This is a genomic window from Paenibacillus pseudetheri, assembly GCF_924513355.1.
GTDB lineage: Bacteria > Bacillota > Bacilli > Paenibacillales > Paenibacillaceae > Paenibacillus_AQ > Paenibacillus_AQ pseudetheri.
The window spans coordinates 93234-116323 of the sequence record NZ_CAKMAB010000003.1 but is presented as its reverse complement, the minus strand read 5'-3'; the positions used below and the strand labels follow the sequence as shown (position 1 = coordinate 116323).

20 protein-coding genes are annotated in these 23090 nt (G+C 42.0%); 3 read left to right on the top strand and 17 right to left on the bottom strand.

Annotated elements, in window-relative coordinates; all coding sequences use genetic code 11:
* The first annotated feature begins 106 nt into the window (after positions 1-106).
* Positions 107-1687 carry a bifunctional metallophosphatase/5'-nucleotidase gene (locus L1028_RS03345; protein WP_234531255.1) on the top strand — a complete coding sequence of 527 codons (1581 nt, stop codon included), beginning with the start codon at positions 107-109 and terminating at the stop codon, positions 1685-1687.
* Here L1028_RS03345 and L1028_RS03340 read toward each other — a convergent pair.
* From L1028_RS03340 to L1028_RS03330, 3 genes are all read right to left on the bottom strand, one after another.
* The gene (locus tag L1028_RS03340; protein WP_234531252.1) at positions 1684-3453 is read right to left on the bottom strand and encodes a M3 family oligoendopeptidase; all 1770 of its coding nucleotides are present in this window, start codon (positions 3451-3453) and stop codon (positions 1684-1686) included. The genes L1028_RS03345 and L1028_RS03340 overlap by 4 nt on opposite strands.
* Before the next feature lie 329 nt (positions 3454-3782).
* On the bottom strand, positions 3783-4994 hold the full coding sequence (locus L1028_RS03335; RefSeq protein WP_234531251.1) for an MFS transporter: 1212 nt from the start codon (positions 4992-4994) through the stop codon (positions 3783-3785).
* A gap of 11 nt (positions 4995-5005) precedes the next feature.
* The gene (locus L1028_RS03330) at positions 5006-5458 is read right to left on the bottom strand and encodes a MarR family winged helix-turn-helix transcriptional regulator (RefSeq protein ID WP_234531249.1); all 453 of its coding nucleotides are present in this window, start codon (positions 5456-5458) and stop codon (positions 5006-5008) included.
* Positions 5459-5739: 281 nt separating this feature from the next.
* Between L1028_RS03330 and L1028_RS03325 the strand changes: the two genes are divergently transcribed.
* A complete protein-coding gene (locus L1028_RS03325; RefSeq protein WP_042124617.1) occupies positions 5740-6279 on the top strand; it encodes an NADPH-dependent FMN reductase in 540 nt (179 codons plus the stop codon).
* A 146-nt stretch (positions 6280-6425) separates the two neighbouring features.
* Here L1028_RS03325 and L1028_RS03320 read toward each other — a convergent pair whose 3' ends face one another.
* The 7 genes from L1028_RS03320 to L1028_RS03290 all read right to left on the bottom strand — a co-directional run bounded on the left by L1028_RS03320 (position 6426) and on the right by L1028_RS03290 (position 13860).
* Positions 6426-7394 carry an alpha/beta hydrolase gene (locus L1028_RS03320; protein ID WP_234531247.1) on the bottom strand — a complete coding sequence of 323 codons (969 nt, stop codon included), beginning with the start codon at positions 7392-7394 and terminating at the stop codon, positions 6426-6428.
* A 40-nt stretch (positions 7395-7434) separates the two neighbouring features.
* Entirely contained in the window at positions 7435-8487 is a 1053-nt protein-coding gene (locus tag L1028_RS03315) for an LLM class flavin-dependent oxidoreductase (RefSeq protein ID WP_234531246.1), read from the bottom strand.
* A 26-nt stretch (positions 8488-8513) separates the two neighbouring features.
* Positions 8514-9383 (bottom strand): NAD(P)-dependent oxidoreductase, encoded by an 870-nt coding sequence (locus tag L1028_RS03310; protein WP_234531245.1) that lies wholly within the window; start codon positions 9381-9383, stop codon positions 8514-8516.
* Between the two features lie 68 nt (positions 9384-9451).
* Positions 9452-10027: a TetR/AcrR family transcriptional regulator gene (locus L1028_RS03305; protein ID WP_234531240.1), complete on the bottom strand. Its 576-nt coding sequence runs from the start codon at positions 10025-10027 to the stop codon at positions 9452-9454.
* Between the two features lie 165 nt (positions 10028-10192).
* Positions 10193-10798 (bottom strand): flavin reductase family protein, encoded by a 606-nt coding sequence (locus tag L1028_RS03300; RefSeq protein WP_234531237.1) that lies wholly within the window; start codon positions 10796-10798, stop codon positions 10193-10195.
* Between the two features lie 17 nt (positions 10799-10815).
* A complete protein-coding gene (locus L1028_RS03295) occupies positions 10816-11793 on the bottom strand; it encodes a ring-cleaving dioxygenase (protein WP_042185334.1) in 978 nt (325 codons plus the stop codon).
* An 870-nt stretch (positions 11794-12663) separates the two neighbouring features.
* The gene (locus L1028_RS03290) at positions 12664-13860 is read right to left on the bottom strand and encodes a M20 family metallo-hydrolase (RefSeq protein ID WP_234531728.1); all 1197 of its coding nucleotides are present in this window, start codon (positions 13858-13860) and stop codon (positions 12664-12666) included.
* Between the two features lie 159 nt (positions 13861-14019).
* Between L1028_RS03290 and L1028_RS03285 the strand changes: the two genes are divergently transcribed.
* Positions 14020-14892 (top strand): alpha/beta hydrolase, encoded by an 873-nt coding sequence (locus L1028_RS03285; protein ID WP_234531727.1) that lies wholly within the window; start codon positions 14020-14022, stop codon positions 14890-14892.
* Positions 14893-14957: 65 nt separating this feature from the next.
* Here the strand turns inward: L1028_RS03285 and L1028_RS03280 are convergent, their stop codons facing one another.
* The 7 genes from L1028_RS03280 to L1028_RS03250 all read right to left on the bottom strand — a co-directional run bounded on the left by L1028_RS03280 (position 14958) and on the right by L1028_RS03250 (position 22989).
* Positions 14958-15410, bottom strand: a complete 453-nt coding sequence (locus tag L1028_RS03280) for a nucleoside deaminase (protein ID WP_042124600.1) — start codon at positions 15408-15410, stop codon at positions 14958-14960.
* Positions 15411-15424: 14 nt separating this feature from the next.
* Positions 15425-16879, bottom strand: a complete 1455-nt coding sequence (locus tag L1028_RS03275; protein WP_234531235.1) for a cytosine permease — start codon at positions 16877-16879, stop codon at positions 15425-15427.
* 23 nt (positions 16880-16902) lie between these two features.
* Positions 16903-17853, bottom strand: a complete 951-nt coding sequence (gene arcC, locus L1028_RS03270; RefSeq protein WP_149646526.1) for a carbamate kinase — start codon at positions 17851-17853, stop codon at positions 16903-16905.
* A 31-nt stretch (positions 17854-17884) separates the two neighbouring features.
* Positions 17885-19030 carry an ankyrin repeat domain-containing protein gene (locus L1028_RS03265; RefSeq protein ID WP_234531229.1) on the bottom strand — a complete coding sequence of 382 codons (1146 nt, stop codon included), beginning with the start codon at positions 19028-19030 and terminating at the stop codon, positions 17885-17887.
* A 99-nt stretch (positions 19031-19129) separates the two neighbouring features.
* A complete protein-coding gene (locus L1028_RS03260; protein ID WP_234531227.1) occupies positions 19130-20557 on the bottom strand; it encodes a YlbE family protein in 1428 nt (475 codons plus the stop codon).
* A 2-nt stretch (positions 20558-20559) separates the two neighbouring features.
* On the bottom strand, positions 20560-22107 hold the full coding sequence (gene fdrA, locus L1028_RS03255) for an acyl-CoA synthetase FdrA (protein ID WP_234531225.1): 1548 nt from the start codon (positions 22105-22107) through the stop codon (positions 20560-20562).
* 15 nt (positions 22108-22122) lie between these two features.
* Positions 22123-22989 (bottom strand): oxamate carbamoyltransferase subunit AllH family protein, encoded by an 867-nt coding sequence (locus L1028_RS03250; RefSeq protein ID WP_234531223.1) that lies wholly within the window; start codon positions 22987-22989, stop codon positions 22123-22125.
* Between the last annotated feature and the right edge of the window lie 101 nt (positions 22990-23090).

Sequence of the window (23090 nt, the reverse complement as noted above, 5' to 3'; positions counted from 1 at the left end):
AGAGCATCTAACTATCAAATATATGTAAAATTTATTCCAATCTCTTAAAATTTCCAAATTATCTGCTAGAATGAGGTCTGAACTTATTATCCGTAGGAGGCTACCCATGACTAAAGACAGCACCTTAACCTGTGAAATCCTCATAACAAGTGATCTACATGGGCATTTAGGGCCCATTGATTACCGTTCGGGTGAGAAACGACAAAAAGGCTTAGCAACCATTGCTAGCCTTATTAAACAAGAAAGATCCCATTGTCAGGAGCTAATACTTCTCGATAACGGTGATCTTATTCAAGGTACACCGCTAGCTTATAATGCAGCCACACAGTACAGTGACGAACTAAATCCAGGCATAGCTGCATTGAATGAATTGAAATATGACGCTGCAATTATTGGTAACCATGAATTTAATTTTGGTAAGCCACTGCTTAATAAAGCCATTCAGGATTCTAAATTCCCTTGGTTATCTGCTGGAATTATAGATTGCACGACATGTAAACCTGCATTTGGAAAACCCTATATTATCAAATGGATAGACAAAAAAATCAAAGTAGCCATCCTAGGAGTTACCACACATTACATTCCCCACTGGGAGAATCCTGTCCATATAGAAGGACTTCAATTTAAGGATTCGTTAGAGACTGTAAAACTTTGGTGTGCCACTATTAGAGAAGAAGAACAGCCCGATTTACTCGTTGTAGCTTATCATGGCGGGTTCGAGCGCGACCTCCTTAGTGGTGAACCTGTAGAGAGACTAACTGGAGAGAATCAAGCCTACGCAATGTGCACTGAGGTTGAAGGCTTAGATGTGTTAATTACCGGACATCAGCATCGCTTCATAGCTAGTGAGCTAAATGGGGTCACGATCATACAGCCCGGTTGTAATGGACATTCCCTCGGTAAAATTTCAGTAGTCTTTCAAAAAGAAAACGGGCATTGGAAGATTAAGTATAAACAAGCCGAGCTCCTTGCTGTGGACGACAAGACCGCTGTAGATAATACAATTCTGGAGCTTAGCAGCCATCTTGAGTCAGAAACAGAAACCTGGTTGGATGAGAGAATAGGTACAGTTACCGGTGACCTATCTATTTCTAGTGCGGATGAATGCCGAATGGCTGACCATCCCTTTATAGAATTCATGAATAAGGTACAGATGGAGGCTACAGGTGTAGAGATCTCGACATCAGCTTTACTCAGCAACGATTGCAAGGGCTTCAGTAACACCATTACTCGGAGAGATATTCTTTCCAACTTCATTTATCCTAACACGCTAACTGTGCTAAGACTGACCGGACAAGATATAAAAGAGGCACTGGAACAAACCGCCAACTATTTTCAAAAGGATCTAGAGGGAAATGTAATGGTTAACCCTGCTTATGTAGAACCTAAATCGCAACATTACAATTATGATATGTGGGAAGGCATCCACTACGAGCTTCATATCAATAAACCTGTAGGCAAAAGAGTCCTCCATCTGCTGCATCGTGGACAGCCTGTAGAGGACTCTAAGGAATATGATGTTGTTATGAACAACTATAGAGCAAGCGGTGGTGGAGATTATGAGATGTATAAGGGCAAGCCGATTGTTAAAGAAGTACTGATCGACATGTCTGAAATTGTCACGAATTACATTGAAAAACGCGGCCAAATTGAAGCTACCTGTGATCACAACTGGAGAGTTGTTTAGGTTGTGCTGATGAATGCTTCAATATCGGTTTCAATCAGCTTTAAAGCACCTCTCCAAAAATCAATGGAGTGTACATCAATATCCATAAGCTTTGCTACATCTGCAATATTATGCTTGCTGGTAGCACTAAGAAACTGACGATACCGGGCGACGAACTCCTCGCCCTTTTTTAAATATTCTGCGTAGAGTCCTTTAGCGAATAACAGTCCGAAAGAATACGGGAAGTTCATAAATTCATAACCAGCCATAAAATATCCGGCCTTGTTCATCCACATGTAAGGATGGATCGTGTCAGGATCAATGCTCTCACCGTAAGCTTCCACCATACAAGCAATCATCAATTCGTTCAGCTCTTGAACAGGAAGCGGACCTGAGGTTCTTCTTTCATATAATTTAAGCTCAAATAAATAACGAGCATAGAAGTCTACAAGATAATACCCAGCATCGGAAATACTTCTCTCCAATAGAAGCTGCGCTTCCTTCTTGGTCGAACTAGTGTGTAGTGCCTGATTTACAATCGTCTCGCAAAAGATCGAAGCCGTTTCGGCAATCGGTATCGGATAATCTGTGTTCAGCATCGTTTCTTCTCCCAGACAGGAGCTATGATAGGCATGGCCGAGCTCATGGGCCAGAATACTAATATCTATAGCATTTCCGGTGAACTGGGTCATGATTCTGCTCTCGCCTATCGGAAAAATATCAATGCAGAGCCCATATCCACTCTTACCCGCTCTAGGTTCTGCATCAATCCATTGCTGATCAAAAGCCTTTTGAGCTAAATTGGCCAATTCCTCGCTAAAGGTTCCGAAGCTGGAGACAATTGTTTTTTGTGCATCTTCGTAAGAGATTTTTACACTTTCTTCGCCAATCGGTGCAAAAATATCGTAAAAAGGCAGCTTTGTGGAATGTCCCAGCAGTTCGGCTTTCTTTTGATAATAGGTATGAAAAGCTGGCAAACTCTCCTGAAGAGCGGCGATCATTGCCGATAAAGTTTCACTGTCCATTCGCGATGCCACTAACACCTTTTCCAGAGAAGATGGATATCCACGCATGCCATAAATCGTTAGCGCCTCACCACTAATTCCATTCATGCAAGCTGCACAAACCCCAGCAATACGGCTGCAAGCTTCCGCCTCGGCTTCATAAGCCGCTTTTCTTAATGTAGCGTTATTCTCATAGGCCATACTCCTTAGTTCCACAAGCGTTACTTTCTTAGTTTCCCCTTGTACTACCACATCTGCAAGTGTACTCGATACGCTCTCCATGTAGAGCCTTCCCCACGCTTTGGAACCCGTGCTCTGCATTCTAGCAATCGCAACTTCCACTTCCTCATCTAACACATAACGGGATTGCAGAAGAAGCTCCTTTAAATAAAATTGATGTTTCAGAAGATAAGTTGAGCTAACGATAAGCCCATCTATGTGTTCACAAGTACTAATCCATCGTTTAAAATCCGCAACTACCCCAGCTATCTCTGAGCTTATATGCTCAATATCATCAGCAAGATTCATGGCTTCCTCAGAACTGCTGTCTGCACTAAGCGTTAACTCTGCATAGGCTAATAAACATACATATACGCTTTTATAATCGTTGTAGCGTCTTAGAAAGTCCTCGACCGCTGCGACGGAAACATCCTCACGCTTTAGATTGCCCTCAGCCCAGGCTTTTAAATCTATAATAAGTTGACGCAGTAGCTCGTGATCCCCTCTTAACTTCTCCGATTCAAACGAAGGGTATAAACGATCCAAATTCCATGTCATATTCATTCGTAAACTTCTCCTCTACTTCTTTGACCGTCCCTGATTCCTTCATTATACCGTCCTTAGTGGATAAAATCTGTATACTACCTATGTTTTCGGGAGGGCGCAAGAACACAAAAAAAGGACCCCGCCAACGTTCGGCAGGGTCAAGGTCTATATTATAAGGGGGTTATGTGATTACTATAACCCCCTTAGCTTAAAAGAATATGAATAGTAGATAAAGATTCGCTTAATCTAACGATCTCTGCCCTCTGCATCAACAAAAAAAGGACCCTGCCATCGTCCGGCAGGGTCAAGGTCTATATTTAAGGGGGTTATGTGATTACTATAACCCCTTACTGACTTAAAGCTGAAGGGTTATTTCTGACCTTAGTAATCTGAATCCCAATATAAATAATTAGAAACAGCACCATGAACCCAGCAGAATAACGATACATCATCCCATAATCGGATGCCGCCGAGATTGCCCCAAGAATAATGGCCCCACTGGCTACCCCTAAATCTGTTGAGTTATAAAACATACTGTTCGCCATGCCATACTGTGCAGGTGTAGATGTCCGAAGCATCCATGCCTGTATAGTTGGCTGAATAGCTCCAAAGCCGAGTCCATAGAGCAGTGCGGATACAATGAGCATTGGCATGGATGTCGTATACGAGAGCACCGTTAAGCTCGCGACAACACAAACCGCTGCAGGAATCAGAACAGCAGCAGGTCCTCTTTTATCAAATAATCTGCCGGAAATAGGTCTAATAATAATGACCGTAATCGCATTAAATAAGAAGAACAAACCCACTTGCTCTAAATGTACCGCTTCGCCGAACAAAGCGATAAAGCTAAGCAATCCACCATAAGTGATCGCGAGTAAGACATTCAGTATTGCAGGCAATACTAATTTTTTATTAAAAGGAACCTTGAGAGGTTTAGGTGATTCAGTGGATTGTTCAATCGGTTGTTTCTTGTGGTGTGCTGGAAGCGAACGTGAGAAGAACAGGACTGGAAAGGCAAGAAGCAAGGTGAATGTTCCAATCATTGCCAGTGTTCCAAACCCCGATTGCTTCATTACGTTCAAGCCAATCATAGGACCAATGGACATTGCAAGACTGGTTGATAAACCGAAATAGCCGATCCCTTCGCCCATTCTTTTACTAGGAATAATCTGTGAAACAACCGTGGGAATAATCGTGCTGGCAATCCCGAACCCAATCCCATAGCCTACACGCATCAACAGTAGTGACCCGATGGAGTCTGCTACCACATAAAGACCGGTTATGGCGGCCGCGATGGCTAAACCAATATATAGTAGGACATTCCGGCTAATCCTTCGCATCAGAAAAGCAGTCATAAAACGTGAAGCAATCGCAGTTAGCGCAAACACACTTGTAACCAAGCTGACCATAATATCTCCGGCTTGAAATTCGCTTTTTACATAAGACGGAAATGAAGATAGCAGCATCTGTAAATTCATAAATAAAAATAAAGCACTAAACGTTAATGCAATAAAAGACTTGGTCCATAGTTTCGTACGTAGTTCTTGTTGTTCTGGCATAACTTACGTTCCTACTCTCCATCATTTATTTGATCAATATGATTGTTTATTCTTAGAAGCAACCCCATGAGCAGCTCATATTCATCACTGGAAATACAGTTCTTAATCTCATCTGTGACCTGATCCTCAATAGGAAAGGTTTCCTTAATCAGAGCTCTCCCCTTTTCCGTAATATAAACCTTAAAAGAACGCCTATCATTCTCCCCGGTTCTTTTATAGACCAGTCCTTTTCCCTCCAAGTGATCCAGAATTCGCGTCGTAGTTGGTTTATCCTTACCCGAACGCTTCGCGATATCCTTCTGAATCAGCCCTTCCGTGCTGTCGACTTGAAAAAGCACTGACCATTGCTCTGGTGTTATGTCATATTCTTTTAGCCCATTTTGGAATAACGCACTTAATTTACGATAGGTCGTTCCCATCATAAATCCTAATGTAAGTTCGGATTGGTTATGCTTTGTCGTCATGCTCAGCCCTCTTCTCATTTCATCTTCGTTTTTAATAGTTGCTTAAACAATTATATTCTAGGCAACTAAATTTGTAAAGGTGAGACAAAACTATAAACTAACTATTATTAAGTTGCTTGACAAAGTAAACTAAACACGATATTATTATCTCATGTTAAAGATACTTAACTTAAAGACAACTAGAGCCAAACACTCTTAAGACTATTTATTTGAAGGTTGTGTAATTCATGGGATTTCTAGACAAACTATTTGGTAGAACAAAAATCGAGGAGGAACAAACAATGTCTAAATTAAACATCGGAATCATTCTGGGAAGTACTCGTCAAGGTCGTTTAAGCCCACAAGTAGGGGAATGGGTTAAAAAGGTTGCAGATGCACGTGGAGATGCTAATTATGAGATTGTAGATATCGCGGACTTCAAACTTCCACTTATGGGAGAGGTAGATGCTACTGAGCAAGCAACTGCTTGGAATACAAAGCTTGCTACGTTAGACGGTTTCGTATTTATCGTTCAAGAATACAACCACAGTATTTCCGCATCACTGAAAAATGCACTCGATTACGCGCGTGAAGCTTGGAACAACAAAGCAGCAGGTATCGTAAGTTATGGTTCCGTAGGCGGCGCTCGTGCAGCTGAGCATTTACGTGGGATCTTGGGAGAACTGTCAGTAGCAGACGTTCGTGTACATCCTGCCCTGTCCCTGTTCACCGATTTCGAGAACGGTTCTGTGTTCAAACCAGCGGATCTTCACCTGACCAATGTAAATGGCATGCTTGATCAAGTATTGGCTTGGAGCGGTGCACTCAAGACGCTTCGTTAAGATCACCCGCTTTAATATTATGAAATACACCTCTTAGAATAGACATTGATAAACCTTTGGTTTGTCCGGTCGATTCTAGGGGGTGTATTTTTTTGTGTATGATGAAATGACCAAGGACAATGATCATGTCGTTTGTGCTTGCATTATTAACAGCTCTCGCTTGGGGAGGCCGAGTGTTTGGGATGAAGTGCCCGGGCCATCGCATCTATATAGCACTGAACGGCGCGCTGACTCACTTCCGCTTCTGGAACGAATATTTCGAAAAGATGAAAACATCCGGGATACAGGTGAAATTCTACATCTACACCTGCTTGTGCAAGTTGTGTTACATATTCGATCGTCTCATCTCGGAATAGATCAAGCTGACCTACACATGTATACGTTGGTGGCAGTCCTGCTAAGTTATGCGCTCTCGATGGTACCGCATAGGGAGAGATCCCGCTGACATCGTTCTTCTCGCCCAGGTACATGTTCCAAGCCGCTAAGTTATCCGTCCGGTTCCAGATTGCACCTCCTTCCGTAATCTCATGGCTTGATGGCGTAATGTTACGGTTGTCGAGCATCGGGTACAACGGCATTTGAAAGATAATGGATGGCCCACCTTTATCACGTGCCATCAGTGCAAGTGCTGCTGTCAGCCCGCCGCCACCGCTTGCACCGGCAATCGCAACCCGATTCTTATCAATGCCAAGCAATTCCGCCTCCTCCGTCATCCATACCAAGCCAGCATAACAATCTTCGATTGCCGCTGGATAAGGGTGCTCGGGTGCCAGCCTATAATCAACCGACACGACAACACATCTAGCCGTCTGAACAAAGCGTTCACATAACTCATCATCCATATCAGGATGTCCCAACACGTATCCGCCCCCGTGAATCCACAACATGGCGGGAAGCTTATCAATATCTCGCCCAGCAGGCTCATAAATTTTTACCAGCATCTCCCCTGCAGCACCCGGAATTTTTTGACTGGTTCTGTTAACATGTTCTGACCTCTTCGCTGGTGGAGCCGACACTAAACTTCTGCTCCACTCTAAATTCTCTTCCAATTGAAACCCTGGAAATTGTGAATATGCCTCTCTTAATTCTGGTAGTATACGTTTAACGATACTCATGTAAATCCCTCCAATACAATAATGATTGCTTGTATAATCCTTATTCCTTCTCAGCTTCCCACTTGGCAATTTCCTCTCGTACTCGTGGAGCAACCTCCGTTCCGAGCAGTTCTATAGCCCGCAACACAAGTTCATGCGGCATCGTGCTTAGTGGAACATACATCATAAAGCGTGTTATACCTACATGCTTACGTAGATGAATGATCTTCTGAGCAACTGTTTCCGGATCTCCAACGTACAATGCGCCCTCAAAGCTTCGGGCCGCATCATAGCTGGAGCGGTCGTAATACGACCATCCTCGCTCTTTGCCGAGCTTGTTCATGCCGTACTGGGTAGATGGAAAAAAGATATCTGCTGCCCGTTCCGTATCTTCTGCGACGAATCCAATCGAATGAGATCCCACCTGAAGCTGCGATACATCATGTCCAGCGCGGGCCGCCGCCTTCTTGTACAGCTCTACAAGCGGAGCAAAATTCATTGGATTCCCGCCAATGATCGCCAACATCAATGGCAGACCCAAAAGTCCTGCACGAACGGCGGAGCTTTGCGTACCTCCGCTGCCAATCCATATAGGTAAAGAGTTCTGGACGGGCCGCGGGTACACGCCCAAATTATGAATTGCTGGCCGATGGCCTCCCTTCCATGTTACTTTCTCGGATTCCCGTATTTTCATAAGCAGTTCGATATTTTCATTAAATAACTCATCATAGTCATGTAAGCCATAACCAAACAACGGAAAGGATTCAACGAATGAACCCCGGCCTGCTATAATCTCGGCTCGTCCATTGGAGATGCCATCAAGCATAGCGAAATCCTGAAACACACGTACAGGATCAGATGATGAAAGGACCGTCACAGCACTAGTCAAGCGAATCCGTTTAGTTAAGGACGCAGCAGCGGACAACACGATTGCTGGTGAAGAAGCTGCATAATCTTCACGATGATGCTCACCAATACCAAAAACATCAAGTCCCACCCGATCCGCAAGGACGATTTCTTCGACTACTTCTCGTAATCGCTGTGCGTGACTCATCACAATTCCAGTCTCAATATCAGGCTTTGTTTCTACGAACGAAGTAACACCTATTTCCATGATTTATCACACCTCTTTTAATTTTTTTAAGAAGAATGCTCTAGACAACGGATTAAAGCTGTCCAATCCATCTCACCATAACCACGAGCTATTCCTTCAGATAAATGATGATAGATAAGTTGGCCCAAAGGTAGAGGAGCTTGGACGGACTGTGCTGCCTCTATAGCCAGTGCAACATCCTTCAGCCCTAGCTTCATTTTAAAACCAGCTGGTTCAAACCGCTGTTCTGTCATTATCGCCCCATAGTTCTGATATAAGGGAGATTGAAAAAGAGCATTCACCACATCCATAAAACGGGCTGGCTCTATGCCATACTTTTCTACCATCAGCTGCGTTTCTGATAAAGCTTCCAGCATAGAAGCAATTAAAAAGTTTACGCCTATTTTCACAACATTTCCTTCTTCGCTATAATCCCCAATCTCGAATATTTCCTGACCTAATTGTTCTAAAACAGGAATTAACTGTTGTCTGGCTTGCTCCGGACCTGCCAAAATGATGCGCAATTTAGCTGCTTTAGCGGCATCCGGACGCCCCAGCACTGTGGCAGACACAAAGGTTTGCTTTCTCTCCGCATGCGACGCGGATAATTTCCGAGCCAGATCTACACTGATCGTACTGGCAGATATGTGAATTCCTTTTTCCGATAATCCATTCAAAATTCCATTCGGACCCTCAACAATCTCCTCCAAAGCGGCATCGTCAGAAAGCATGGTTATGACCATATCGCTCTTTTGTGCTGCCTCCAATGGTGTCTCGGCATAATGCGCTCCCTGATCTATTAGGGGTTGCGCTTTTTCACGAGTACGATTAAAAACGATTAATTCATTACCAGCTTTCAACAAATTTTGGGCCATTGGAAAGCCCATTTTCCCAAGCCCGATAAATGATATTTTCATAAGTCTCTTCTCCGCATTAAGGATGATTTACAATAACGGAACGATCGTTCCATAATAACCAAAAAAATTTATATTCCTGCAATTACAAATTTTATCATCTCTTTGGCACGTTGCTGATCTTGATCTGCTTTTGCCATAATATTTATGCTTTGATGTAAATTCAGCAATAAATAAGACCACGCTTTGACATCAGTGGTTTTATCAATTTCGCCTGATTGTCGGCCTTTTTCCAAAAGCTCGCAAAAAGCCTGTTCTAAATTCAAAAAACTAGTCTTTATCAATTCATTTATTTTTTCATCCCGCGACTCTAGTGTTGTAGCTGCATTCGTTACAAAACACCCGCCGGGTAGGCTCGTATCATACGCTGAAGTAATATGTTGCTCAAAAAATTGTTGAATCCCTGCTCTAACGCTTGACGCCTGTTCAAGAATGGCCTGTCTATTGAAGCTAACCTTTTTGTAATGTTCCAGTGCGGCAATGTACAACGTTTGCTTGTCAGAAAAAGTATCGTAAAGACTAGAACGGCTAATGCCCATAACCTGCAGCAAATCCGGTATGCTTGTTGCCTCATAACCCTTTTTCCAAAACAACAGCATCGCTTGATGTAGTGCTTGATCCTCGTTAAACTCTCTTGTCCTTGCCATGAGTAACACCTCCTGTAATGGCAATATAACATATCTGGAACGATCAGTCCAGATAAACTTCGAGAGAAAACCTTACGGTTTGCTTGGTATAGCTGATGAACTATAATTAGCCCACAAAAAGACCTGTTCGGTAGGCTTCATCGCTTACGAACAGATCTTAGTTTATTATTCCGGTCTCTCAATTTCAAAAATCTCACCAATCGTAGCGTAATTAGCTCCCGCTAAACGACTTACTGCATTTAAGGCTCTAGGGTCAATCCGCCCCTCCTGATAAATCGATTCATCGATATGAAACTGAACAATTTCGCCGATGAACAAATCACTCCCAGGTTCTTCTGCTCCTAGAGGTATCGCTTGTACAAGCTTACATTCCATTCGAACCTTTGCTTCCAATACACCAGGTACAGCTATATTTTTACTTGGGACCGGTGTAAGATTGGCAAGTTCAATTTCACTTTCTGCTCTTGGCAATGAGGCAGCGGTTTGATTGATTTTTCCAACATTCTCATCATCTACAATATGCACAACAAACTGATGATTGTTATAGATATTATGGGCTGTATCTTTTAATCGTCCCGCTGGTCTTTGAATAGACAGTGAAACCATCGGAGGATTAGACGAGACGATATTAAAATAGCTAAACGGCGCACCATTCAAAATGCCATCTTCTGATTGTGTAGTGACAAAAGCAATGGGCCTAGGAATAACAGTACCAATTAATAACTTATAATTTTCCCGCTCACTATTTTGCTTCGGATCAATCGAAATCAATCTCCCCAGCTCCTTCTTCACTCTTTCACGAAATCGATCGTGCTTCTAACGGTATCAATAGGGCGTACTAACTTCTCAATTTGCTCACGTTTAGGTTCTAAGAATGGTGGCAATGAAAGCTTTTCTCCAACCGTTTCGTATTCCTCATCTCCCATAAATCCAGGTCCATCTGTCGCAAGCTCAAACAGGATTTGTGGAGCAACACGTGTATACAGTGACTCGAAGAAATGACGATCCACATAACCTGAGGTACGGAATCCAAAGTCTTCAAAATGCTTAGTCCACTCATCCAGCATGGCCCGATCCTCTACTCGGAAAGCAGCATGGTGAACCGTACCAAAACCTTGACGTGAATTCGGTAAATCCTCATTATGCTCTACAATAATTTGCGCACCGTTTCCGCCTTCGCCGACTTCAAATAAATGATAAGCCTCTTCCTGACCGATTTCTTTAAACAGCATGACTCTTTCCAACATTTCTTTAAAATAGCTGAAATCAGCTATACGTACAAAGATTGGTCCCAAACCAGTTATCGCAAACTCTAAAGGGATCGGTCCTTTTTGCCATGGTGTACCTGATGCGACCCCTTCATTAAATTCATCGGAGATAAGCTGATATTGCTGGTCATCAAAATCTACGAAGGATAATGTCTTTTTGCCAAACTGCTCTTTAATTCCGGTATGCTTCACATCCAGACGATCAAAACGCTTTACCCAGTAGTCTAATGCAGCATCAGTTGGTACCCGGAAGGATGTCTTGGCGATCTCATTGGTTCCGTGTACGCCTTTAGGGATGTTAGGAAAGTCAAAGAACGTCATATCCGTTCCGGCACTGCCCTTATCATCTGCAAAAAACAAGTGATACGTTTGAATATCGTCTTGGTTGACGGTTTTCTTCACTAGACGCATTCCCAATACGTAAGTGAAGAACTCGTAGTTTTTCTCTGCGCTGCTTGTGATGGCTGTTACGTGGTGAATCCCTTTTAAATTTCTCATGATTATACACTCCTAAAGTTTAGTTTGATTTTGTAATATAATTCCCTAGATCAAGAAAGATTAATTGAATTATCTTAATGTTAAGATATCAGTAAAAAAATAGTCAGTGACACACCCCTTAATAAAAATTCCATAAAAGCTGCCTTCTGATGACAATCACAATATCCCTCTAAAATTACCTTTACGTTAAATATCTTTAACTTAAGATAAATTTAACACAGACCCCTTACTATGTCAACCAGCTGCAATAAAGAACAAACCTGCTTTCCTTTGAAGGCTGATCTGTAAATGCAGAAATAACGGTGTAACACCTTTGCTGCTACGCCGTTATTGTCCAGAATGCTTCTACCTTGTTCCTTATGTTCATTGATCACCTGACCAGCAATGCGTTCGGGCACCATGCTCCTTATTTCCAACAATTGTGTTATTTTTGGAAACTAACGACTTCAGAGACTTTATTGGACTGAAATCACACAATATAGCCCCTGAATTTGATGATTAACGTCACCCGAGTCCGCAACTCTTTCCAAAAGCCTCAAAATGCGAAAATAGCTGCATCTAAGTCCGTTACACATGAGCAGGTGATCCGTAATGCTCCGTTCTGGTAGGGTCATTGTATTTTGTGCAACAGAAATTTAAAAAATCGTGCTGAATTATAGTTCTGTTGTATTTTGTACAATCAATCTATGAACATACTCTTTAATTAGCGCATTTCCAATAGTTTGATTGCACAAAGTGCAGTAGATGTTATTTTATGAGTGAAAAAGGCATTTTCTATTGTACAATCTGCAATGAAACGTAATTTCCACTTTCAGCTCAGTAGGTTCGCTAGGTTCGTAGGCTCTGCTTTATTTTTTTCACAATAAAAGGTTATCTAATGCACGCATAACGAAGAACAGCTTCTTCTAGGATATCAATCCCCATAATAATGTCATCTAAATCGGTATATTCATTAGGATGATGACTAAGTCCATCTACAGAAGGAACAAAGATAAGCCCTACCGGGCAAAGTTTGTTCATATTCATAGCATCATGCCCTGCCCCACTAATCATCCGTTGATTGGATATTCCCTTCTCTTCACAAATGGATTCTAGCACATGAATGATCTCATCCGATAATAGGACAGGTTCCTCCGAAATAATTTCCGTACTCTCAATTGCAAGTTGTCTGGTTTCTTGTACTGAATATATCGTTTGATACAAATGGTCTAACACACGTTGCCTGGATGCCACTGAAGTAGATCTGATATCAATTTTAATTTCAACCTCTCCCGGAACCACATTCATGGCACCATTTAAGATATCTATCACCCCCAAAGTCGCAACCGTTCCAAATTCATGTTCGAGTTTAGCTGCTTTTTCAAGCTCTAGTGCTATTTCTGAGGCACCTAGAAAAGCATCTTTTCTCATATTCATAGGTGTCGTTCCAGAGTGGGAGGCCTTCCCTGATATTTGAATATGCAGTCTCACGGGTGCAGCAATTCCAATCACAATACCAATCTTCTTATTATTGTTTATTAATACGGGGCCTTGCTCAATGTGTAATTCAAAAAACGCTTTTAATTCTTCATTCCCTCTACTCGCCTGATCAATACTGTTATAATCTAATGCGCATAGGGAAAATGCCTTTTCCATGGTAATCCCGTCTTTGTCCTTCAGAGATCTATATTTCTCCTTCTGAAATAATCCTGACATCACTTTGCTGCCTACTGTTGAAATACCAAACCGCGAAGATTCTTCACAGGCAAATGAAATAACTTCAATCGGATGATCCGTTTCAATCCCTTTTTCGTTTAGACGTTTGATCACTTCCAAAGCAGCCGTTACACCTACTACACCATCGTACTTCCCTCCTTGATATACGGTATCCAAGTGAGAGCCCATTACAACGGGTGGGAGCCCTTCTATCTTCCCATTTCTTCTAGCAATCACATTTCCGCAGTGATCCATCCGGATATCTAAATTTTCAGCCTTACACATCCGCATAAAGGCACTCGTACATGTCTGTTCTTCATTTGTATAAGCAATTCTAGTGATACCCTTCTCACCCGAGTTATATTGATTAATATTACAAATAAAGCCTGATATCTTCTCTTTCTATCCATGCCAATATCTCCGATCCTGGGTATTCATGATTATGGTTTCATCAAAATTCGTGAATGATATACAATAGAGGGAGTGCTAGTCTTTAAAAATTACTTACTTGATGAGGTGTAATGGATAGTGATGAAGAAGACCATTATTTTTAAAGAAAATGATCAATTTACAATTAAAGCTGATTTTCATGAAACAAACCGATCCTATGCCCCTGCTATTATATATATTCACGGAGGTGGCCTACTTTGGGGTGATCGGGAAGATCTTTCCGAGGAAATGATACAGCTTTACACCAATAATGGCTTCGCGCTATTTTCAATTGATTATAGATTAGCTCCTAGATCAACACTTTCTGACATCCTTGAAGATGTACAAGATAGCCTTCTTTGGTTAGTGAATGAAGGACCTCAACAATTCTCCATTGATCCCTCAAGGATTGCTGTGGTGGGAAGCTCCGCAGGTGGTTTCCTTGCGCTGTGCACAGGAATGTTTACCCATAAGCCGCGTGCAATTGTCTCCTTCTATGGATATGGCGATATTAGCGCACCATGGGCACTAGAACCAAGTAAATTCTATTGTGAAAAAGATATCGTCTCTATGGAGATTGCAAAAAGTGCGGTGTCTGATCAAATCATTACGAACGCAACCGTTGACGAACGTTTCCTTCTCTATTTATATGCTAGACAATCCGGTCATTGGATACAAGAAGTGACGGGCTTGAATCCATCACTACATAAGGAAGAACTCCTCAAATTCTGTCCTATTCATCATGTAACTAAGGAATTTCCCCCTACATTGTTACTGCACGGAACGAACGATGTAGATGTGCCGTATGAACAATCGGTATTCATGAGAGCTGCGCTAGTGAAAGAAGGAGTATCGGCAAAGCTTATTACTATTCCAAACGGAGAGCATGTATTTGAAAAAGATTTCGCTAACCCTGTTGTGCAAAAAGCTCTTCATCAGGTGATTGATTTCCTTCAGCTTCATCTTGCTGAGTAGGTCTGTAGAAGAACAGGAAAATCCGGCACTAAAATAGTGCCGGAAAATATAGGAGACCGCCTGAATTATTTCTTGTTTAATTCGTGGAAATGTGTCCATAAATGATCGCAATCTTCTCTAGCTTCCACTTTAATCATATTAACCACACTCTCATCATGACCCACAAAATATTCACGAAGGTGAATGTCAGAGAAGCCATGCTCTTTCGCATCATCTCTTGTGCTGCAATAATGAACTTCTTTAACACCTGACCAAATAATGGCGCCCATACACATCGGACACGGTTCACAGGTAGCATAAATTACGCAATCCGATAAGTCCATTGTGTCTAGCTTTTTGCAAGCTTCTCGGATAGCTACCATTTCCGCATGTGCGGAAGGATCCGTGTCTCTCATCATTGTATTGCTAACCGCTGCAATCACTTCATCGCCTCGGACAATCGTTGCACCAAACGGGCCTCCAAATTTCTTGTTCATACCCTCGATCGTTGCATCTACCGCTAATTTCATGTAATCCATTTCAAATTCCTCCTCTAGTTTAATTGGGATGATTTTAGTGTTTTGCTAAAGATGGTGTATAGAACAAACGAAACAATTAAACCACTAAAGAAAGCAAAATCATTCATCCTAACTAGGAAGGGAATACCCTTAAGAAATGCACCTGACATAGGAAGGATGAAGCTGACTGCTAGAACAGCCATCGCAACAGGATTGTAACCATTCTTATATTCACCATTGCTACCTGCTGGGACATAGATATTATCAAGATTTAATACTCTTTTCCGATGAATAAAGAAGCTTGAAAGCATAATACCCGCAATTGGACCAAAGATGGACCCAATAAAGCTATAGAAGTAAAATAAGGTCGTTGTACTTTCTACAAGCTTCCATGGCAAAATCAAAGTCCCAACAACGGCTGTTAAGACACCTGCAGTCTTTACAGTGAATTTTTTCGGGAAAAGAGATGACATTTGCAAGCCAGCTGGCAATAAGTTTGCAAACACTACGAAGGCGATTGCTCCTACATTTAGTGCTAGAATCAATACAACAACAGCGAAAGTGTTTTCAATTTTATCAATGGCATGAACGATATTGAAAATCGGTTCACCAAACGCAATTTCAGTACCCGCGATTAAAGCCACACAAGTGATGGCAAAAAGAATATAAGACAAGATAAACCCTACTGGCAATCCAATCATAGCCGCTCTTGGTGATTTCGCACGATGCGTGAAGTCCGACATATTCACCACAGGACCCGCCCAGTTAGATACCAATGCACTCACGCAAGCAATAAAGACTAATGGACTTGAGCTTGGGTTCGCTGGTACATACTCTAAAATCGGTCCAAACCCTCCAGCAATCTTGATCGCCCAAACAGCAGCACCAATAATAAACACATACACTACTGGGGATGACCAGTTTCCGAACTTACCTAATGTTTTCATTCCACCTAAGAATAACAGAACCGTTGCTGTCCAAAGAATTGCATAGGAGATCATTGTCGGGAATGCTAACCCGAATAGTGTGAAGCCACCGCCTAAATCCATATAATTCGGAATAAATCTAGCAAATATAACATTTAATGATTCTGCACCTACAACGGTAGTGGTTCCAAAGAATACTAATCCGGCAACAAGTCCTCGTATTAATGCAGGTATAATTGCTCCCTTTACCCCAAATGAATCACGAAGCAACATCGCGAATGGCAGCCCATATTTGGAGGCAGAATACCCGTTTAAAGCATAAAACGCGGAGACAATAATGGCCGAAAGCATAACGGCAAAGAGAACCTGTGTTGTATCCAATCCTAGGACGAAAAAGCCCGCAACTGTCATATACGACATAATATTATGAACAGCGCCCATCCAAAGGGTTATATAGTTGGACATTCCCCAGTCTCTTTGCTCAGGCTTCTTGGGCAGTAATTCCTCACCGTAACCGTATGATTTGTACCTATCATAATTTTGTTCCAATTTTGCTTGATCCATATCTACACTTCCCCTCGCTTAAATTACTTCACGATATGAGTGCCTGCCTGTTCATTGATCGCATCTTTCAAGCTTTCCGGATTCGTAATAATAACTCGCGTTCCGCTGTTCTCTAAGAAGCTTAAACTCGCCTCGATTTTAGGCAGCATACTTCCTGCTGGGAAGTGATTTTCTAGCACATATTGTTTAGTCTCATCAACCGTCATTTTGGAAAGCTCTTTTTGATTAGGCTTACCATAGTTGATGCATACTCTAGACACTCCCGTTGTAATAATTAAGGTCTCTGCATGAATTTGTTCTGCTAAAAGACTCGTTGCAAAATCCTTATCGATGACTGCATCAACACCTTTGTACGTGTTATCATCAGACTTCACGACTGCGATACCTCCACCGCCTGCAGCGACAACGACAAAGCCCCCGTCGATTAATGACTTAATCGCGTCTTTCTCCACAATATCTATAGGTCTTGGGGATGGAACTACTCTACGGTATCCTCTGCCAGAGTCTTCTACAAAGCTCCATTCAGGATGTTCTTTTTTCATTTCTTCTGCTTGCTCTTTGGAAAAGAAGGATCCTACTGGTTTCGTCGGATTCTTGAAATTAGGATCTTCTGAGCTTACTTCAACTTGTGTAATCACCGTAGCCACATTCTTATGGATCCCTCTAACTGCAAATTCATTAATTAAAGCTTGTTGGATTAAATAACCGATTCCACCTTGTGTATCGGCTCCACAATTCACTAGTGGAACAGGAGACATGCCGGCAATTTCATGTGCAATCTCAGATCTTCTTAGTCCAAACCCTACTTGTGGTCCGTTACCATGTGTAACGACGACATTGTAGCCCTCTTGCACCATATCAACAATATTGACGACAACTTCTTTTACTGCTTCAGATTGGTCATGAATCGAATCCAGGCCATTTTCCTTGACCAATGAGTTCCCGCCAATAGCAACGATTACAGTCTCTTTCATCTGATGCCTCCTATGTTTCAATTCTTATGCGCTAACCGAGTAACTCAAGAGATTGCTTTTTGTGTGAGTGGTATAACGGATTTGTTGGATCATTCTTAATCGCGTTCTCGATAGCCTCAATGGCCTCTTTATGCTTACCAAGCGATCTTAGACTGTTCGCCTTATGGAAGGAGAAGTCATATCTATTCGGCTGAAGCGCCAGAAGCTTATTCATCTCGACAACTGCTTCTTCATGTCGGCCGAGTTCTCTTAAATAATTGGACTTGTGGTAGCGATAGAACGTTTCATTTGGCGCCAGCTCACAGGCTTTATCATATTCCTGAAGAGCTTCCTCCGGTTTTTTCCATAGTCTTAAACAATTCGCTGTGTAGAAAAAAAACTCTACATTAGCTGAATCAATAGATAGAACGCTTTCATAGCATTGAAGTGCCTCTTCGTATCTCTTTAATTCCTGCAAGAAATAACTTTTATAATAGATGAAATCCAGGTTGTCAGCATCCACTTCTAGCGCTCTATTGATGATGGATATAGCTTCTTCATATTGATCGTTGTTAGCAAGAGCCTTTGCCTGCATCACATATTCATTATTTTCCGGGAAGTTTTGTTCTAGAATCTTCACGACTTTATGCTGACCGTTCTCTTCGGCACGTTGTAGGGATGAGAGCCCATCTCGATCAGGCAAATGCACATCTGCCCCCGCATGAACAAGCGCCTCAATAATGTCAGAATATAGTCGTCCGCCATTCCCCAATATGACTGCTTCAAGCAGGGCTGACCAGCCTAAGTTGTTGACATGATTCACTGGAACCCCAGCATCGATACACACCTCTACGGTTTTTAAGTAGCCCTTTTCGCTCGATGGTAACAGCGCTGTTCCTCCAAACCGATTCACGCTCTTCAAATCAGCTCCACCAGCAATCATGAGACGCAGGATTTCATAGAAGCCATTTGCTGCTGAGCAGATAAACGGTGAGAGTTGTGTAATATCTCTAGTGTTTACATCACTTCCTGCTTCTATTAATCTTTTAGCAATCGCAATTTGATTGTTTTGAGTTGCCGCCATTAATGCTGTTCGCCCTGCAGCATCTTTATAATCAACACTGGCACCTTCGCCTAATAGTTTCTCAACAGAAGCCAGTTCTCCCTGTTCACTCGCCTCAATAAGTTTTGTATTCAAGAATAGACTATCCAAAATTGTTCACTCCTTCACAACCTAGCACGAGAGGTTCGTCTAGTTCGAAATAAGAATGGCGGGCTAAACAAGTTAGCCCTCTTCTTATTTAATATTTTCACTTAATGCAAGTAATGCTTGTTCAAATGCTTCGATTGGAGGATTAACGATACCCGCACCAATCATTCCAATCCCCGCATCTTTATGTGCAATGGCTGTATTAATAATCGGCATAATTCCTGTTTGGATGACTTTTTGAATATCAATACCTGTCGGAATACCTATAAAGTCAAGCATTGGAATCGTCACGTTAGGATTTTCAGTGGTTGTGATTTCTGCCATTTTTGTGGTGTAGCTGATTGCATCATCGACTGTACCACCCACTAGCGAAACAATAGCCGGTGCAGTTGCCATAGCAAATCCGCCAATTCCATAGGTCTCCGTAATCGCACTGTCACCAATATCAAGACCAGAATCCTCAGGTTTGTATCCAGCAAACATAGGACCAATTACTTGTTGTGCAGGACCTGTAAACCATACGTTTCCAGCTATTCCACTCACGCGGATACCGAATTCCACTCCGTTACGAGCCATTGTGGTAACAATGGTACTATTCTCAATGCCATGCGCAGCATCAAGGGCACATTTACAAAGCGCCATCCATGTCGGACCCGAGAAATAGTCGCTGCTGCTAACGAATTCAAACACTTCTTTTTTCTGTTCAACCGTGAAATCGGTTTGGATAATATAAGGCGTTAGCGCTTGAATGAGCAGGGTTGTTCCAGCTACATTTCGGTTATGACACTCGTCCCCCATATGAAGGGCTTGTGAGAGCATTAGGCGCAAGTCAATCCCATTTGGATTAAGTTTCATCGCATCTCTTAAAATAGGACCCAATACATCTCGCATCCAAATCAAACGCTGGATAACACTCTCGTCATTGGCACCCATACGAAGGATTTTGGACATTTGTTCACTTAAATTTGTATAAGCAATATTTCCATAAGTTTTATTCTCAACAATATGCATAAACATGGAAGCCGATGTTACACCAGCCATGGAACCAACACAGTTATGTTCATGACATGGCGAGAAAATAATCTCTCCAGACTCGGCTAGTACAGCTGCTGCTTCAATATTGGGGGCAAGTCCTTCAAATACAATAGCCCCTGTTACCGCACCTTTCATCGGACCATTCATTCGTTCCCAAGTGATTGGCGGGCCAGCATGTAAAATTGTATTTTTCGTCATACCAGGAACCACATTGATCGCTTGGTCAAAGCCAATCAGTACCGGTTGCGAGTTAATAATTCGCTCAACAGCCTCTTTGTTAGCAGCTTCAATCTTATCTGTAACACTTGGGTCTTCAAGCTTATCCAGCGCAGCAATTAATTCTGGATTGCCTCTGCCTGGCGGCGTCCACTCCAAGTGAGTTACATTCGCGTTTTGCTTTAATAAATCATCTCTAAAGTTTGCAATGCCTACATTTATGACATTTAGTTTATTCGTAAAAAGTTCATTGATTTTACTCATGACTATTCTCCTTTCACAACGAATTCTCTTGCTAGTAGACCTGCGTTCTGACTGCTGCTAGCATGTGTAGCACCAGAAGCTAACAATTTATTAATTTGACCTTCGATATTTTGACTATCTAGCTCTGTTCCAAGAATGTATCCAATAATCTCTAGATGTCTTCCTTCATCTTCAGCGGCTTGCTTCGCTTCGATAATCGCAGGAAGCATTGCGCCTACAGGATCTTCGTGCGCTCCGAAGCCTAGAACAAAGTCCATCACAATAACACCGACAGAAGGATCTTTTGCTTCTTGAATAAATCTTTCAATCCGAGTGGATGGATCTATCATTGGATGTGGCTTACCTTGTGTAAATTGGTCATCTCCGAAGTCAATAAAGGTATGATCTTGGCTTACTCTAACATCTTTTAAGCGATATTCAGGCTCTCTCTGAATGTTACTGTGGACATTGTCGAATTTCTCCATAGCGATGTGCATCGCTTCATCACAGAGCGTACCGCCACTGAATAGTCCACGGATATATTTTTGCTCAGGCTTTAACTTCGCACGCACTTCTTCAATAAGCGGAAGATTTAACGCACGTTTGTTAAGCTTCGATTCGTCTGCTCCAGCTAAAAGTACCGCTTTAAGTGCCGCTTCTTTTGACATTTTTGCAAAATGACCGCCAGCTTGGGTGACCTTTTCTTCATTCCCACCCACAAACCAAACCACAACTGGTTTCTTACATTGTTTAATTTGTGCTAGTACTTTCTCTTCTACACTTGGTGCCGGTGGTTTAGATACGAGAACAATAACCTTTGTTGCATCGTCCTCTTCTAACGCTTTAATTCCGGCCAGCATCATAATGCCGCCAACCTCTTCACTTAGATCTCTACCGCCTGTACCGATCAACTGTGTGATTCCACCGCCAAATTCATGAATACGAACCGTTACCTCTTGGCTACCTGTTCCTGATGCGCCAACGATCCCGATATTCCCTTTTCTCACGGCATTCGCAAAGCACAAAGCGACGTTACCAATAATCGCAGTACCACAGTCTGGCCCCATCATTAGCAAGCCTTTTTCTTGGGCTAAAGTTTTTAATTCAATTTCATCCTCAATACTTACATTATCGCTAAACAGCATGACATGAAGATTATTTTCAAGAGCTTTTCTTGCTTCTCTAGGAGCGTAGCTCCCATTTACGGCAATAATCGCTAAGTTAGCTTCAGGAGTACCGTTTACAGCTGAGGTAATGGTTGAGTATTTAACCTCACTCTTTCCTTTAGAGGAATCTTTCTTTTTCGTTAACAATTCATTGATGCTTTCGAAAGCACCCTCACACAGCTCTTCAGAGGCAGCCTTCACAATAATCACTAAGTCACTTGTTTTGGCATTTTCCACTTCAGGTGTCATCAAGCCCACATTTCTAATGACCTCTTTATTCATTTCAGTACCCATTGCAATAATGGCTTGTTCTACAATTTCGATCTGATTCGCTTTTGTTGAAAGTGACATCAAAGATACGGAATCAATATAAGTGTTTGGTTTTACTAAAACTTGAACAGTCATACTTGTACCTCCCATTTACATGTTCATTTCCAGCCCCGCAACAATTCCTAGGGCTATATCTGTACCCGAAGTGGAGCCTATAGCTAATACCCTACGTAAAGAACAGATTAATTCCTCTTCGCTACCTCTAAACAAAGCCTCCATTAGGTCACTAATGGACTCTCTTACCTGGCCAACTGCTGCTTTAGCTAATGCCATATAGCTGATATCATTGGTTAAAGCCTTCGCATGTAAGACGACTTCTTCACAAAACGATTGGTGTGAAAAGCATCGATGATTCTCGATGCCCATGACGGTAAACAATCCCACCAAGAAATCATCACCGGCTGGCGTTAAGCCTGGTCCAAGGCCTATGAGCGAAGTTGCATGTGTGATTGCAGTAGAAATTCGCTTGTTTTGCAATTCCGATACAAGTAACTGCGTCCGTTCATGAAGCATTCTAGACATTTCATCGTCAAAAGGATTGCCGCTTTTGAAAGCCCTTTCAATTCTACTGTTATTTCCGTGAAGTTTGATATATTGCTTCATGGTGGATACATTCATTATTAAGACATCAGCTTCCGAAGGATATTTAGGCAGTTCACAATTCCATTTCTTAACACCATTCATTGTGATAGACATCTTATTAGCAATTGATAAAACGGAATGATCCGAACTTACAATGTCATTCACCCTGATATCTGCTTCTTCAAAGTGTTCTAAGTCAATAATAAGTGTATTAGGAGCATTATCGATTCCCTTACACGCAATAGTATACAGATCTCCACGATCCAAACATTGAATATTGAGTGTGCGATTAAACGTGCTATGAACAAAACCATGAAACTTATGATGAATGATTCGTTGAATAAAATCGCCATCACCGGATTTTGCAAATCTCACTAGAGTGATTGGCCTCCTTTTCACTTCAACAGATGGATGAATGCATTGAATAATATGATTTGGTTACATCGTACAAAGGCAACGATGAGCGTAACTACCTT